13 protein-coding genes are annotated in these 14014 nt (G+C 68.8%); 9 read left to right on the top strand and 4 right to left on the bottom strand.

Annotated features, from left to right (window positions below; genetic code table 11):
* Positions 1-35 precede the first annotated feature (35 nt).
* A complete protein-coding gene (locus NP80_RS10190; RefSeq protein WP_045593421.1) occupies positions 36-524 on the bottom strand; it encodes a hypothetical protein in 489 nt (162 codons plus the stop codon).
* A 367-nt stretch (positions 525-891) separates the two neighbouring features.
* On the opposite strand from NP80_RS10190, the gene NP80_RS10185 reads away from it, so the two are divergent.
* Positions 892-1587: a LuxR C-terminal-related transcriptional regulator gene (locus tag NP80_RS10185; protein WP_006403050.1), complete on the top strand. Its 696-nt coding sequence runs from the start codon at positions 892-894 to the stop codon at positions 1585-1587.
* A gap of 115 nt (positions 1588-1702) precedes the next feature.
* Here the strand turns inward: NP80_RS10185 and NP80_RS10180 are convergent, their stop codons facing one another.
* Positions 1703-3256 carry a methyl-accepting chemotaxis protein gene (locus NP80_RS10180; protein ID WP_006403051.1) on the bottom strand — a complete coding sequence of 518 codons (1554 nt, stop codon included), beginning with the start codon at positions 3254-3256 and terminating at the stop codon, positions 1703-1705.
* Positions 3257-3500: 244 nt separating this feature from the next.
* Between NP80_RS10180 and panE the strand changes: the two genes are divergently transcribed.
* From panE to NP80_RS10140, 8 genes are all read left to right on the top strand, one after another.
* Positions 3501-4439 (top strand): 2-dehydropantoate 2-reductase, encoded by a 939-nt coding sequence (panE, locus tag NP80_RS10175; RefSeq protein ID WP_006408904.1) that lies wholly within the window; start codon positions 3501-3503, stop codon positions 4437-4439.
* 366 nt (positions 4440-4805) lie between these two features.
* Positions 4806-5765, top strand: coding sequence for an AraC family transcriptional regulator (locus tag NP80_RS10170; protein WP_006403053.1), 960 nt, complete (start codon positions 4806-4808; stop codon positions 5763-5765).
* A 177-nt stretch (positions 5766-5942) separates the two neighbouring features.
* Positions 5943-6884, top strand: coding sequence for an ABC transporter substrate-binding protein (locus NP80_RS10165; RefSeq protein WP_012216633.1), 942 nt, complete (start codon positions 5943-5945; stop codon positions 6882-6884).
* Positions 6885-6934: 50 nt separating this feature from the next.
* Positions 6935-8455 (top strand): sugar ABC transporter ATP-binding protein, encoded by a 1521-nt coding sequence (locus NP80_RS10160; protein WP_006403055.1) that lies wholly within the window; start codon positions 6935-6937, stop codon positions 8453-8455.
* The gene (locus NP80_RS10155; protein WP_006408908.1) at positions 8442-9455 is read left to right on the top strand and encodes an ABC transporter permease; all 1014 of its coding nucleotides are present in this window, start codon (positions 8442-8444) and stop codon (positions 9453-9455) included. Before NP80_RS10160 ends, NP80_RS10155 begins: the two co-directional genes overlap by 14 nt.
* Before the next feature lie 55 nt (positions 9456-9510).
* Positions 9511-10599 (top strand): erythritol/L-threitol dehydrogenase, encoded by a 1089-nt coding sequence (locus tag NP80_RS10150; RefSeq protein WP_006408907.1) that lies wholly within the window; start codon positions 9511-9513, stop codon positions 10597-10599.
* Positions 10600-10626: 27 nt separating this feature from the next.
* On the top strand, positions 10627-12174 hold the full coding sequence (locus tag NP80_RS10145; protein ID WP_035945807.1) for an FGGY-family carbohydrate kinase: 1548 nt from the start codon (positions 10627-10629) through the stop codon (positions 12172-12174).
* Entirely contained in the window at positions 12171-12917 is a 747-nt protein-coding gene (locus NP80_RS10140; protein WP_006408902.1) for an SDR family oxidoreductase, read from the top strand. The genes NP80_RS10145 and NP80_RS10140 overlap by 4 nt, the downstream gene beginning before the upstream one ends.
* Before the next feature lie 80 nt (positions 12918-12997).
* Here the strand turns inward: NP80_RS10140 and NP80_RS31410 are convergent, their stop codons facing one another.
* Entirely contained in the window at positions 12998-13144 is a 147-nt protein-coding gene (locus tag NP80_RS31410) for a hypothetical protein (protein WP_012468001.1), read from the bottom strand.
* A gap of 203 nt (positions 13145-13347) precedes the next feature.
* Positions 13348-13932: a nucleotidyltransferase family protein gene (locus tag NP80_RS10130; protein WP_006403062.1), complete on the bottom strand. Its 585-nt coding sequence runs from the start codon at positions 13930-13932 to the stop codon at positions 13348-13350.
* Between the last annotated feature and the right edge of the window lie 82 nt (positions 13933-14014).

Raw genomic sequence — 14014 nt, 5'->3', positions numbered from 1 at the left:
CCCGCGCGCCCGGCGCGCGGCCGCCGTGCCGCGCGTCACGCCGGCCGCGCGTATCCCGATTCGACCCAGCGCGTCGCGCTTGCCTTGTTCAGCTGGAACGCGGCCGACACCTTCGCGTCGGCGAGCAGTTCGCCGTACGGATCGAACGCCTTCAGTTCCGCATACGGCTCGAGCTCGTCCGGCACGATGTCGAGCGTGACCGACACCTCGCTGTCGCCGGCCCAGACCGTCACCTGCTTGTGCAGCATCGCGCGCCGCTGCTGTTCGTGCCGCATCAGCACTTCGGTCGCCGTCTTCACGAGCGTGCGGAACGCGGCCGCGTCCATCGGCTTCGGATTCTTCTTGTCGCGGCCCATCGTCCACGGGCCGACGAGCGCAGGCTCGGCCTCGCCGTCCTTGATCATTTCGACGGCCCAGCCGTCGTCGTCTTCGTTCTTGATGATGCGGGCCGTCCAGCCGTTGTCGCGCCAGAGGCCGTCTTCGTGGATGCGGGTGTCGTCGGTGGGGAAATCGGAATCGGTCATGGGTCGGGCGGCATGAACGGGCGGTGCGGCGGGCGAGCGGCGCATGCGCCGTCGCGTGCCGCCGCTGCCCGGAATCGCAGAGCGTATGCAAAGGCCGCAATTTTACCCGCCGATCCGCCGGCTCGCCCGGCGAAGCGCGCGACGTCGGCCGTCCGGCCAATGCGCGCGATCGCAGTCCGAGCGTTTCGTCGCGGATTTCAAACTCGTATTACGTTTCGGCGCGCCGTTCGAGTGACTGTCCGATTCCGGATGCGGATACCGCTTCATAGAATGTCTTCAGGCTAAATATCGCCTGAACCGACATTCACCGGCAATCCGGCCGGCCGCGCGGTCGATCCGTCCGGCCGGCGAACCAGATGGAAAGGGCATGAGGAAATTCAGCGTTCGCACCGTTTTCGCATACGACTGGCCACTGGCGCTCGTCGGGATGGAGCATGTAGTGGCCGCCGGCTGCGCGATCGACCTGGTCGCCGCCTATCCGACGGCGGCCGAACTCGTCGCGGCGTTCGACACCGTCGACTGTCATGTGCTGCTCGTCGACTATTCGCTGCGCGGCGACGGGCGCATCGAAGGGCTCGCGCTGCTCGAACGGCTGACGCGCGTGCGGCCCGAGGTCGGGATCGTTGCGCTCGTGCGCAACGAGAGTCCGGTGATCCTGCGTTCGATTCTCGCGCACGGCGCGACGAGCGTCGTCAGCAAGGGCGACGACGTCGGGCACATCGTCACCGCGGTCCATTCCGCCTACAGCGGCGGGCGCTATCTGTCGCCGCTCGTGCGGCGCGCGCTCGACGCGAGCGGCAGCGAGCCCGCGCCGGCGAAGCTGTCGTCGCGCGAGGTCGAGGTGATCCGGCTCTATCTGAGCGGCATTCCGATCAAGGCGATCGCGCAGCGGCTGAACAAGGGCAAGCAGACGGTCAGCGCGCAGAAAATCAGCGCGATGAAGAAGCTCGGCGCGCATAACGACGTCGAGCTGATCCGCTATGCGGCTGGGCTCGGGCTCGGCGGCACGACGTTCGACGCCACCGTGCCGCGCGTGCGCGGCGCGGCGCGCGCCGACGATTGACGCCGGGCGCGGGCGCGTACACGGCGGTTCGCACGATGCGCGACGCGCGGAATCGGCCGGCACGCGGTCGTCGAGCTCGCCGTGACGATCGCGCGCCCGCGGCGCTGCTCCCCGATCAGGCCGGCAGCGCAAAACGCGTGACGGCGTCGCGCAGCGCTTCGGCCTGATCGCGCAGCGAGTGCGCGGCGGCCGCCGCCTGTTCGACGAGCGCCGCGTTCTGTTGCGTGACCTGGTCCATTTCGCCGACCGCGCGATTGACCTGCTCGATGCCCGCGCTCTGTTCGCGCGACGCGTGGCTGATCTCGTCGAGAATCTCGTTCACGCGGCGCACCGACTGCACGATCTCGGCCATCGTCTCGCCCGCGTGCGTGACGAGCGTCGCGCCTTGCTCGACCGTCTCGTTCGACGACACGATCAGCGACTTGATTTCCTTCGCGGCCGTCGCCGAGCGCTGCGCGAGCGAGCGCACTTCGGCTGCGACCACCGCGAACCCGCGTCCCTGTTCGCCGGCACGCGCGGCTTCGACCGCCGCGTTCAGTGCGAGGATGTTGGTCTGGAACGCGATGCCGTCGATCACGCCGATGATGTCGCCGATCTTGTGCGAGCGGTCGGTGATTTCGTTCATCGTGCGCACGACGTCGTCGACCACCGCGCTGCCGCGCGTCGCGACCTGCGCCGCTTGATCGGCGAGCGATGCGGCCTGCGCGGCGCTTTCCGCGTTCTGCTTCACGTTGGCCGTCATCTGGTCCATGCTCGACGCGGTCTGCACGAGCGCGGCCGCCTGTTCCTCGGTGCGTTGCGACAGGTCCGTGTTGCCCGACGCGATTTCGCTCGCGCCGACGTTGATGTTTTCGGTGCCGGCGCGCACGCGCGACACCATGTCGATCAGCCCGTTTTGCATCGTATGCAGCGCGTGCAGCAGGCTGCCGCGATCGTCGCGCTTCACGTCGACGTGTGCGGTCAGGTCGCCCTGCGCGATGCGGCGCGCGGTGTCGACCGCGACTTCGAGCTCGCCGCCGAGGTTCGCGCGCACGCTGCGCAGCACGAGCACCATCACCGTGGTCGCGATCGCGCCGAGCACGGCCGTCATCCCGAACCAGCGCCCGATACTCGCGAGCACGGCCGAGCGCACGTCGTCCATGTACATGCCGGTCACGAGATACCAGTCCCACGGCGCGAAACGCTGGACCGCGCTCGTCTTGTCCTGCGGCTTGTCGGCGCCCGGTTTCGGCCACAGATACTCGACGAAGCCTTTGCCGCCTGCCGCATTGCCGACCTTCACGATCTCGACGAACAGGTGCTTGCCGTTCGGATCGGCGAAGTTCGACACGTCCTTGCCGTTCAGCTCGGTCTTGATCGGATGCATGACGATCACCGGCTTCGAATCGTTGATCGAAATGTAGCCGTCGCTGCCGTAGCGCATCGCGGCGATCGCTTCGAGCGCCTTCTGCTTCGCATCGGCTTCCGGCATCGCGTTCTGCTGCGACAGCTTGTAGTAGTGATCGGCAACGCTCGTCGCCTGCGCGACGAGCGACGCGAGCTGGTCGCGGCGGTCGTCGATCATCGAGGCGCGCGTCTGCCACGCGCCGATCCCGGCGATGACGAGCAGGCCGAGCCACAGAATGACGATCATCGAAGCCAGTTTCTGATTGAGGGTGAGAGTGCGCATGGTGGTTGAGTCGGTCGGTCGAACGGGGCGTGCCGCAACGGCGTGACGGGATGAGTCTTTTGACGGCGCGCGGCGGCGGCCGGCGTAGGCGGGAAATCCCTTAGAGCGACGGAAGCCGGCACCGGCGGTGCGGGCATCTATGCATATACATAAGGTGCGTCGCTATACTGTCGGGCGATGGCGTCGTGCGGGCGGCCCGGGCGGGCGGCGGCGCGGCGCCGAATGAAGCCGAAAGGAGGCAGCGATGCGAATTCTGGTGGTAGGGGCCGGCGCGGTCGGCGGATATTTCGGCGGCCGGCTCGCGGCGGCGGGGCGCGACGTGACGTTTCTCGTGCGCGACGGCCGCGCGGCCGCGCTCGCGCGCGACGGGCTCGTGATCCGCAGCCCGCGCGGCGACCTGACGCTGCGCGACGTGCAGACGGTACGCGCAGGCGACAGCGCCGCGCCGTTCGATCTGGTGCTGCTCAGCTGCAAGGCGTACAGCCTCGACGATGCGATCGCGTCGTTCGCGCCGTTCGTCGGACCGTCGACGCTGATCCTGCCGATGCTCAACGGGATGCGCCATCTCGACGTGCTGCGCGAGCGGTTCGGCGCGGCGCGCGTGCTCGGCGGGCTGTGCGTGATCGCGGCGACGCTCGATCGCGAGCAGCACATCGTGCATCTGAACGATACGCACGGGCTGTCGTTCGGCGAGCCGGGCGGCGGCGATTCGCCGCGCATGCGGGCGCTGGCCGACGTGCTCGGCAACGCCGGCTTCGACGCGACGCTCAGCGACGACATCGTCGCGCGGATGTGGGACAAGTGGGTGTTCCTCGCGACGCTGGCCGCGAGCACGTCGCTGTTCCGCGGCTCGGTCGGCGACATCCTCTCGGCGCCCGACGGCCGCCGTCTGCTCGAAACGATGCTCGACGAATGCAGTGCGATCGCGGCGCACAACGGCTATCGGCCGGAGCCGGCCGCGATCGCGCGGATGCAGCAGATGGTGCTGACGCCGTCGCCGCTCACCGCATCGATGCTGCGCGACATCGAGAACCGCGCGCGCGTCGAGGCCGACCACGTGATCGGCGATCTGCTCGCGCGCCGCGATCCGGACGCGGGCGATGCGCTGTCGCTGCTGCGGATCGCATACAACCATCTGAAGACCTACGAGGCGCGCGTCGCGCGCGAGCGGGCAGCCGCGTAACGGCGGCGGCCGGGCGCGGGCTCGGCGGCGGCGCTCTGCGTGGACCGTGTCGGCGCGTCCGGCCCGAGTCGCGCTGTCTCCGGCTTGGCCTTCGCGCAGGCCCACTCACGCCGAGCCGCGCGCGCCGAGCCGTGCGCGCCGGCCCGCGCACGCCGTTCCGCGCTGCACAAATTTGCGCAACGGCGCCGTTTACGGTCCGAAAGCGCAAAAAAGTATCGAAAATCGGGCGTAAAGTTGGTGGAGCCGCGTGCGCGATCGACCTACATTGCTTCCCATGCGACCGGTCGGCGCGCCGCGCGAGACGGACGGCAGACGAACGCGCTGCCGGCAGGCCGGTCGACGAGACATGGGAATGGAGACGCCAAGATGATGCACCCCGATCTGGAAGTGGTCGACGTGCGACGCGACGAGTCGTTCAAGGTGTGGTCGCACGGTTATCCGTATCGCACGATCCGCTGGCATTTCCATCCCGAATTCGAACTGCACCTGATCGTCGCGACGCGCGGCAAGTATTTCGTCGGCGATCACATCGGCTCCTTCGAGCCCGGTCATCTCGTGCTGCTCGGCCCGAACCTGCCGCACAACTGGGTCAGCGACATGGCCGAAGGCGAAACCGTCGAGCGCCGCAATCTGGTGATCCAGTTCGACCAGTCGTTCGTGGACCGCTGCATGAACGCGTTTCCCGAATGCCGCGACGCGCAGACGCTGCTCGACGAAGCGCGGCGCGGCGTCGGCTTCGACGAGGCGACGAGCGCCGCGATCGCGCCGCTGTTCGACGAACTGCTGGGCGCGCGCGGAATGCGCCGCATCGCGCTGTTCATGACGATCCTCGAGCGGCTCTGCGCGGCGGCCGAGCGCACGCTGCTCGCGAGCCCCGCCTACGACCAGACGCACGTGACGCCGACGCGCCTGAGCCACGCGCTGTCGTATATCGGCAAGAACCTCGCATCGGACCTGCGCGAATCCGATCTCGCCCAGCTGACCGGGCAGAGCGTCAGCGCGTTCTCGCGCGCGTTCCATCGCCACACCGGCATGCCGTTCGTCCAGTACGTGAACCGGCTGCGGATCGAGGCCGCGTGCCAGATGCTGCTCGACGAGCGCGCGAACATCACCGACATCTGCTTCCAGGCCGGCTTCAACAACGTGTCGAACTTCAACCGCCAGTTCCGCGCGGTGAAGGGGATGGCGCCGTCCGAATTCCGCGCGCTGCAGCGGCTGAACGCGCGCAGCCGCGAACTCGCGCTGCATGCGGCGCCGACCGGCAATCCGATGCCGCCGCGCGTCGTCACGCCGGGCGCGCCCGGTTTCGCCGCGCACCCCGGATGATCGCCGCGCCGGCGTCCGCCTGACGCTTTTCCGCCGTTTTACCGAACCGTTCGCGTCGACGATCGACGCGCGGGGTTCGCTTGTCCGCGAACAATCGACGTCGCGGTTTTGCACGAGACCGGAGCACGCGCGCCCGCGCCGATTCCGGCCGATATCGAAGACCCAGGAGACACCGTCATGATGCAACCCTCGTTTGCTTCACCGTTCGGCCGCACCGTTCGCGTCGCGGCTGTCGCGGCGCTCGCCGTCGCGGCCGTGCTGCCCGCCGCCGCGCAGGCGGCGCCGCTGCGGATCGGCATGACCTTCCAGGAGTTGAACAACCCGTACTTCGTGACGATGCAAAAGGCGCTGAACGAGGCGGCGGCGTCGATCGGCGCGCAGGTCGTCGTCACGGACGCGCACCACGACGTGACCAAGCAGGTCAGCGACGTCGAGGACATGCTGCAGAAGAAGATCGACATCCTGCTCGTCAATCCGACCGATTCGACCGGCATCCAGTCCGCGATCACGCAGGCGAAGAAGGCCGGTGCGGTCGTCGTGGCCGTCGACGCGAATGCGAACGGCCCCGTCGATTCGTTCGTCGGCTCGAAGAACTACGACGCCGGCGTGATGTCGTGCGACTACCTCGCGAAAGCGATCGGCGGCAGCGGCGAGGTCGCGATCCTCGACGGGATTCCGGTCGTGCCGATCCTCGAGCGCGTGCGCGGCTGCAAGGCCGGGCTCGCGAAATATCCGAACGTGAAGCTCGTCGACACGCAGAACGGCAAGCAGGAGCGCGCCACCGCGCTATCGGTGACCGAGAACATGATCTCCGCGCATCCGAAGCTGAAGGGCATCTTCAGCGTGAACGACGGCGGTTCGATGGGCGCGCTTGCCGCGATCGAGAGTTCCGGCAAGGACATCAAGCTGACGAGCGTCGACGGTGCACCGGAGGCCATCGCCGCGATCCAGAAGCCGAACTCGAAGTTCATCGAGACGACCGCGCAGTTCCCGGCCGACCAGGTGCGCATCGCGCTTGGCATCGCGATTGCGCGCAAGTGGGGCGCGACGGTGCCGAAGGCGATTCCGGTCGACGTGAAGGTCGTCGACCGCGGCAACGCGAAGGGCTTCAGCTGGTGAACGTGCGACGCGATGCGAGGGGCGCGTGCGCCCTTCGCGCGGAGAAGCCGATGGATACGATACTGAGGCTCAGCCAGATCACGAAAAGCTTTCCGGGCGTCAAGGCGCTGTCCGGCATCGATCTGCAGATCGCGCGCGGCGAGATTCATGCGCTGCTCGGCGAGAACGGCGCCGGCAAGTCGACGCTGATGAAGATCCTGTGCGGGATCCATCAGCCCGACGCGGGCACGATCGAAATCGACGGCGTCGAGCGCCATTTTGCGAACTATCACGATGCGGTCGCCGCCGGTGTCGGGATCGTGTTCCAGGAATTCAGCCTGATCCCGCATCTCGACGCGGTCGACAACCTGTTTCTGGGCCGCGAGCTGCGCGGCCGCTGGGGCGTGCGCGACCGCGCGCGGATGCGTCGCACGGCGGCCGGCATTTTCGCGCGGCTCGGCGTGTCGATCGATCTCGATGCGCCGATCCGTACGCTCTCGGTCGCGCAGCAACAGTTCGTCGAGATCGGCAAGGCGCTGTCGCTCGACGCGCGGATCCTGATTCTCGACGAGCCGACCGCGACGCTGACGCCGGCCGAGGCCGAGCATCTGTTCGCGATCATGCGCGAGCTGAAGCGCCAGGGCGTCGCGATGATCTTCATCTCGCATCACCTCGACGAGATCTTCGCGGTGTGCGATCGCATCACCGTGCTGCGCGACGGCCAGTACGTCGCGACGACGGAGGTTGCGCACACCGACGTCGAGCAGCTCGTGCGGATGATGGTCGGACGGCGGATCGAGAGCAGCTTTCCGCCGAAGCCCGCGCGACGCGCCGACGCGCCGGCGGTGCTCGAGGTCGACGCGCTGCAGCTCGAGCGCGGCGGCCCCGTGAACCGCTTCGCGCTGCACGCGGGCGAGATCCTCGGGTTCGCGGGGCTCGTCGGCTCGGGCCGCACCGAAACCGCACTCGCGGTGATCGGCGCGACGCGCGCCTACCGCAAGACGGTGCGCGTGCACGGCGCGCCCGCGAAGCTGGCCGATCCTGCCGATGCGCTGCGTGCCGGCATCGGCATCCTGCCGGAAAGCCGCAAGACGGAAGGGCTCGTCACGTCGTTCTCGATTCGCGACAACATCTCGCTCAACAACCTCGGCAAGTACCGGTCGCTGCGCTGGCTGATCGACCGGCGCGGCGAGGCGCGCACGACCGAGGACGTGATGCGCCGCGTCGGCGTGAAGGCGCCGTCGATCCACGCGGAAGTCGCGACGCTGTCCGGCGGTAACCAGCAGAAGGTCGTGATCGCGCGCTGGTTGAACCATCACGCGACGGTGCTGATCTTCGACGAGCCGACGCGCGGCATCGACGTCGGCGCGAAAGCGGAAATCTACGGGCTGATGCGCGAACTGACCGCGCGCGGCTACGCCATCATCATGATCTCGTCCGAGCTGCCGGAGATCGTCGGCATGTGCGATCGCGTCGCCGTGTTCCGGCAGGGCCGCATCGAGGCGACGCTCGAAGGCGACGAGATCGATCCCGACACGGTCATGACCTATGCCACGGCCGGCACGCGAGGAGCGACCCATGAACCTGCCTGATTCCTCTTCTTCCACGCCTTCGACGACGCTCGCCGGCACGGCGGCCGACGCCCTGCCGCCGCCGCGCGCGAAGTGGGCGCAGCTGCGGCGCTCGACGCTGTTCTATCCGCTCGTCGGGCTGATCGTCGTCTGCATCGCGATGATGATCGCGAGCCCGAGCTTCCTGTCCGCGGCGAACCTCGAGAACGTGCTGCGCCAGGTGTCGATCAACGCGATCATCGCGGTCGGGATGACCTGCGTGATCCTGACGGGCGGGATCGATCTGTCGGTCGGCTCGGTCATGGCGCTGTCGGGCACGCTCGCGGCCGGGCTGATGGTCGCGGGGTTGAACGCGGTCGCCGCGCTCGCGATCGGGATCGCGGTCGGCTTCGGTTTCGGCTTTTTGAACGGCGTGTTCGTCGCGTTCGCGGGGATGCCGCCGATCATCGTCACGCTCGCGACGATGGGCATCGCGCGCGGCCTCGCGTTGATCTATACGGGCGGCTATCCGATCGACGGGCTGCCCGACTGGGTCGCGTTCTTCGGCAGCGGCAAGGTGTTCGGCATCCAGGCGCCCGTGCTGATCATGCTGGTCGTCTATGCGATCGCGTGGCTGCTGCTCGAGCGCATGCCGTTCGGCCGCTACGTGTACGCGATCGGCGGCAACGAGCAGGCGACGCGGCTCACCGGCGTGCGCGTCGCGCGCGTGAAGCTGATCGTCTACACGCTGGCCGGCGTCACGTCCGCGCTCGCGGCGATCGTGCTGACCGGGCGGCTGATGAGCGGACAACCGAACGCAGGCGTCGGCTTCGAGCTCGATGCGATCGCCGCGGTCGTGATGGGCGGCACGTCGATCTCCGGCGGACGCGGCGCGATCCTCGGCACGCTGGTGGGCGCGCTGCTGCTCGGCGTGCTGAACAACGGGCTCAACATGATCGGCGTGAACCCTTACGTGCAGAACGTGATCAAGGGCGGAATCATCCTGCTCGCGATCTACATCAGCCGCGAACGTTCGCGGTGACGCGGGCGCTTCGTCGGCCCTCCAACCTTTCTCCTTGACCGAAACGAGACAACTCATGACGACACCCGAAGCCCAGCCGCGGATGACCGCGGTCGTCTGCCACGGCCCCGAGGACTATCGCGTCGAACAAGTCGCAAAGCCGCGCGCGGGCGCGAACGAACTCGTGATCCGGATCGCCGCCTGCGGCATCTGCGCGAGCGACTGCAAATGCTATACGGGCGCGAAGATGTTCTGGGGCGGCCCGAACCCGTGGGTGAAGGCGCCCGTGATTCCCGGCCACGAATTCTTCGGCTACGTCGAAGCGCTCGGCGACGGCGCGGCCGAGCACTTCGGCGTCGCGCTCGGCGATCGCGTGATCGCCGAGCAGATCGTGCCGTGCGGCAAGTGCCGCTACTGCAAGTCGGGCCAGTACTGGATGTGCGAGGTGCACAACATCTTCGGCTTCCAGCGCGAGGTGGCCGACGGCGGAATGGCTGAGTACATGCGCATTCCGCCGACCGCGATCGTGCACCGGATTCCGCTCGGCGTGTCGCTCGAGGACGCGGCGATCATCGAGCCGCTGTCGTGCGCGATCCATACCGTGAATCGCGGCGATATCCAGCTCGACGACGTCGTCGTGATCGCCGGCGCGGGCCCGCTCGGGCTGATGATGACGCAGGTCGCGCATCTGAAAACGCCGAAGAAGCTCGTCGTGATCGACCTGATCGACGAGCGGCTCGAGCTTGCGCGGCAGTACGGCGCGGACGTGACGATCAACCCGCAGCGCGACGATGCGCGCGAGATCGTGCGGGCGCTGACCGACGGCTACGGCTGCGACGTCTATATCGAAACGACCGGCGCGCCGGTCGGCGTGAATCAGGGGCTCGAGCTGATCCGCAAGCTCGGGCGCTTCGTCGAGTTCAGCGTGTTCGGCGAGGATGCGACGGTCGACTGGTCGATCATCGGCGATCGCAAGGAACTCGACGTGCGCGGCGCGCATCTCGGCCCATACTGCTATCCGATCGCGATCGATCTGCTCGCGCGCGGGCTCGTCACGTCGAAGGGCATCGTCACGCACGGCTTCGCGCTCGAGGACTGGGACGAGGCGATCCGCATCGCGAAATCGCCGGAATCGATCAAGGTGCTGTTGAAGCCCGCGCGCTGAGCGATCGCGCGCATGACGGGAGGCATCATGGAATACGTGATTGGCGTCGACATCGGCACGCAGAGCACCAAGGCGCTGCTCGTCGACCGGCACGGTACGATCGTCGCGCAGCGCGCGGCAGGCTATCGGCCCGATACGCCGAAGCCGCTGTGGGCCGAGCAGTGGCCGCAGGTCTGGTTCGACGCGGTGCTCGACTGCATCGCGGGCTGCGTCGACGAGGCGCGCACGCGCGGCGTGCGGGCCGATGCGATCCGCGCGGTATGCGTGAGCAGCCTGTACGGCGGCTCCGGCATTCCGGTCGACCGCGACATGCGGCCGATTCATCCCTGCCTGATCTGGATGGACCGGCGCGCGACCGCGGAAGTCGAGCGCGTGAACGCCGACGTCGACGTCGAGCGGCTGCGCGCGATCACGGGCAACGGCATCGACAGCTATTACGGGTTCACGAAAATGCTGTGGCTGCGCGAACAGCGGCCGGAGGTCTGGGCGAACGTGCGCTACTTCCTGCCGCCGAACGCGTACGTGATCTATCTGCTGACGGGCGAAATCGCGGTCGACCACAGTTCGGCCGGCAACATCGGCGGCGTGTACGACATCGCGCGCCGCGAATGGTCGGACGAAGCGCTCGACATGCTCGGCATTCCGGCGACGATGATGCCGGAGCGGCTCGTCGAGTCGACGGAGATCGTCGGCGGGCTGCTGTCGCAATGGACCGAGCGGCTCGGGCTGCGCGCGGGCACGCCGCTCGTCGCGGGCGGCGTCGATGCGGCCGTCGCGACGTTCGCGGCCGGCGCGACGCGTGCGGGCCAGCATGTCGCGATGATCGGCACCAGCATGTGCTGGGGTTACGTGACGCAGCACGCGGATGCGCGGCACGGGCTGGTCAGCATGCCGCATGTGTTCGACGGACAGCGCGATCTGTACGTGTTCGGCGGAGCGATCACGGCCGGTGCGTCGGTTGCGTGGTTTCGCGACCAGTTCTGCCACGCGGAGTGCGAGGCCACGCGCGCGTTGCCGCACGGCGATCCGCACGTGCTGCTCGAGGAAGCGGCCGCGCGCGTGCCGGCCGGCGCCGACGGCGTGCTGTTCCTGCCATACCTGATGGGCGAGCGCAGCCCGGTATGGGACGCGAAGGCGAGCGGCGCGTTCGTCGGGCTCAGTCTCGCGCATACGCGCGCGCACCTGTATCGCGCGGTGCTCGAAGGCGTCGCGTTCGCGCTGCGGCACAACATCGATGCCGGTCGCCGCGGGGCCGCGACGCTCGACGACAAGCTGATCGTCGTCGGCGGCGCCGCGCATTCGGCCCTGTGGATGCAGATCGTCGCGGACGTCACCGGCTTTCCGGTCTGGACCATCGAGCAGGACGTCGAAGCCGCGATGGGCGCGGCGCTGCTCGCCGCGTTCGGCGTCGGCATCGTGTCGCACGACGACGCGCAGGGCGGCTGGGTCTCGCTCGTCGAGCGTGCGCGTCCCGATCCCGCGCGCGCGGCCGCATATGCGGCGCGCTTCGCGCTCTACACGGCGCTGTACCCGGCGCTCAAGCCGATCATGCACGCGCTGCAATCCGCATCATGAACACGCAATTCGACTTCAGCGGTGCGCGCGTGCTCGTCACCGGCGCATCGAGCGGGATCGGCCGCGCCTGTGCGGTGGCGCTCGCCCAGGCGGGCGCGCAGGTCGTCGCGGCCGCGCGCGACATGGCGGCGCTCGAGGCGCTCGCCGGCGAAACGGGCTGCGACACGGTACGCCTCGACGTCGGCGGCGACGAGCAGGCGATCGATGCCGCGCTCGCGCGGTTCGCGGCGTTCGACGGGCTCGTGAACTGCGCGGGCGTCGCCTCGCTCGAATCGGCGCTCGACGTCGGCGCGGCCAGCTTCGATCGCGTGATGGCCGTCAATGCGCGCGGCGCCGCGCTCGTCGCCCGCGCGGTCGCGCGCCGGATGATCGAGCAGGGCTCCGCGCGCGGCGGCAGCATCGTCAACGTGTCGAGTCAGGCCGCGCTCGTCGGGCTGCCCGCGCATCTGAGCTACTGCGCGTCGAAGGCCGCGATGGATGCGATCACACGGGTGCTCTGCATCGAGCTCGGCCCGCACGGGATCCGCGTGAACAGCGTGAATCCGACCGTGACGCTGACGCCGATGGCGCAGTTCGCGTGGAGCGATCCGGCGAAAAGCGCGCCGATGCTCGCGGCAATTCCGCTCGGGCGGTTTGCGCAGCCCGATGAAGTCGTCGCGCCGGTGATGTTTCTGTTGAGCGGCGCGGCGTCGATGATCAGCGGCGTGTCGCTCGCGATCGACGGCGGCTATACGGCGCGGTAGCGGCGCTCGCGCGCGATCGTGCGGCGCCGCGACATCGGTGCATCGCCCATGCCCGCAAAACCGCTTGGACCCGCGCGCGGCTAAACGGGATCCTTGCTCGGCGGCCCGTCCGGCTGCTGCGGATTGTCGTGATGATGGCCCGGAGACGGCGGCGACAGCGGATCGTCTTCCGGATCCCGGTTCGGGTCCGCCGGGGGCTCGGGCATTGGGGTGGTGTGGTCGGTCATGGCGCGCTCGTGCGATTCGTAACGGCGGCGGCGCGGCGGCCGCGCCTCGTCTTCGTTCTTCGTTATAGGCAATCGCGCGCGCGTTTGCAGTGCGATTCGTCGAGCGGTCGGCGCGCGCCGCGTGCCGCGCATGGCGTCGTGCCGCCGGTGTCCGCTGCAGGCCGGCATGCGCGTCGCACGGCCCGGCGGGCCGCGGCGCGCGCTCAGCGCAGGTCGGCGGGCGTATCGACGTCGCGCAGCACGCCCGGATCGTCGACGTCCAGAAGTCTGACCGGCGCCGTCTTGAACAGCGCGCGGGCGCCCGTATCGCCGTCGAGCGCCGCGAGTGCATCGTAATGGTGAGCGGCAAAGCCGACCGGATGGCCGCGCACGCCGCGATGGGACGGCGCGACGATCGAGGCGTCGTCGGCGTCGAGCGCGCGCGTCAGTACTTCGTAGGTCGATGCCGCGATCCACGGCATGTCGCCGAGCGCGACGAGCCAGCCGGGTGCGTCCGCGCACGCGCGGACGCCGGCCGCGAGGCTTGCGCCCATGCCGCGCAGCGCGTCGGGCGCATAGACGACCTGGCAGCCGGCATCGTTCAGCAGCATCGCGAGTTGTTCCGCGCCCGGACGCACGACCGCGACGACGTCGGCCGTCGCCGCCGCAAGGCGCCGCGCGGCGGCCACCGCGACCGGCGTGCCGTCGGGCAGCGGCGCGAGCAGCTTGCTCTGCAGACCGCTCGGATCGAAACGTTGGCCGAGACCGCCGGCGAGCAGCACGCCGGTGGCGAGTGACGCATAGGACATCGCGGGAGGGGGCGGGAGAAGGTGGCCCGATTGTGCGGGAGCGGGCCACGATCGGCAAGTGCCGATGTTACCGATCGGATGT

It is taken from the genome of Burkholderia multivorans ATCC BAA-247 (assembly GCF_000959525.1).
Classification (GTDB): domain Bacteria; phylum Pseudomonadota; class Gammaproteobacteria; order Burkholderiales; family Burkholderiaceae; genus Burkholderia; species Burkholderia multivorans.
The sequence above is the reverse complement of the archived record's forward strand: the minus strand, read 5'-3'. Positions and strand labels throughout refer to the sequence as shown.

Bases quoted from the DNA above. Each gene is read 5' to 3' on its own strand.
- NP80_RS10145 (WP_035945807.1), top strand. From the start codon at position 10,627: ATGGAATACGTGATTGGCGTCGACATCGGCACGCAGAGCACCAAGGCG.
- NP80_RS31410 (WP_012468001.1), bottom strand. From the start codon at position 13,144: ATGACCGACCACACCACCCCAATGCCCGAGCCCCCGGCGGACCCGAAC.
- panE (WP_006408904.1), top strand. From the start codon at position 3,501: ATGCGAATTCTGGTGGTAGGGGCCGGCGCGGTCGGCGGATATTTCGGC.
- NP80_RS10140 (WP_006408902.1), top strand. From the start codon at position 12,171: ATGAACACGCAATTCGACTTCAGCGGTGCGCGCGTGCTCGTCACCGGC.
- NP80_RS10170 (WP_006403053.1), top strand. From the start codon at position 4,806: ATGATGCACCCCGATCTGGAAGTGGTCGACGTGCGACGCGACGAGTCG.
- NP80_RS10160 (WP_006403055.1), top strand. From the start codon at position 6,935: ATGGATACGATACTGAGGCTCAGCCAGATCACGAAAAGCTTTCCGGGC.
- NP80_RS10155 (WP_006408908.1), top strand. From the start codon at position 8,442: ATGAACCTGCCTGATTCCTCTTCTTCCACGCCTTCGACGACGCTCGCC.
- NP80_RS10130 (WP_006403062.1), bottom strand. From the start codon at position 13,932: ATGTCCTATGCGTCACTCGCCACCGGCGTGCTGCTCGCCGGCGGTCTC.
- NP80_RS10185 (WP_006403050.1), top strand. From the start codon at position 892: ATGAGGAAATTCAGCGTTCGCACCGTTTTCGCATACGACTGGCCACTG.
- NP80_RS10165 (WP_012216633.1), top strand. From the start codon at position 5,943: ATGATGCAACCCTCGTTTGCTTCACCGTTCGGCCGCACCGTTCGCGTC.
- NP80_RS10180 (WP_006403051.1), bottom strand. From the start codon at position 3,256: ATGCGCACTCTCACCCTCAATCAGAAACTGGCTTCGATGATCGTCATT.
- NP80_RS10190 (WP_045593421.1), bottom strand. From the start codon at position 524: ATGACCGATTCCGATTTCCCCACCGACGACACCCGCATCCACGAAGAC.
- NP80_RS10150 (WP_006408907.1), top strand. From the start codon at position 9,511: ATGACGACACCCGAAGCCCAGCCGCGGATGACCGCGGTCGTCTGCCAC.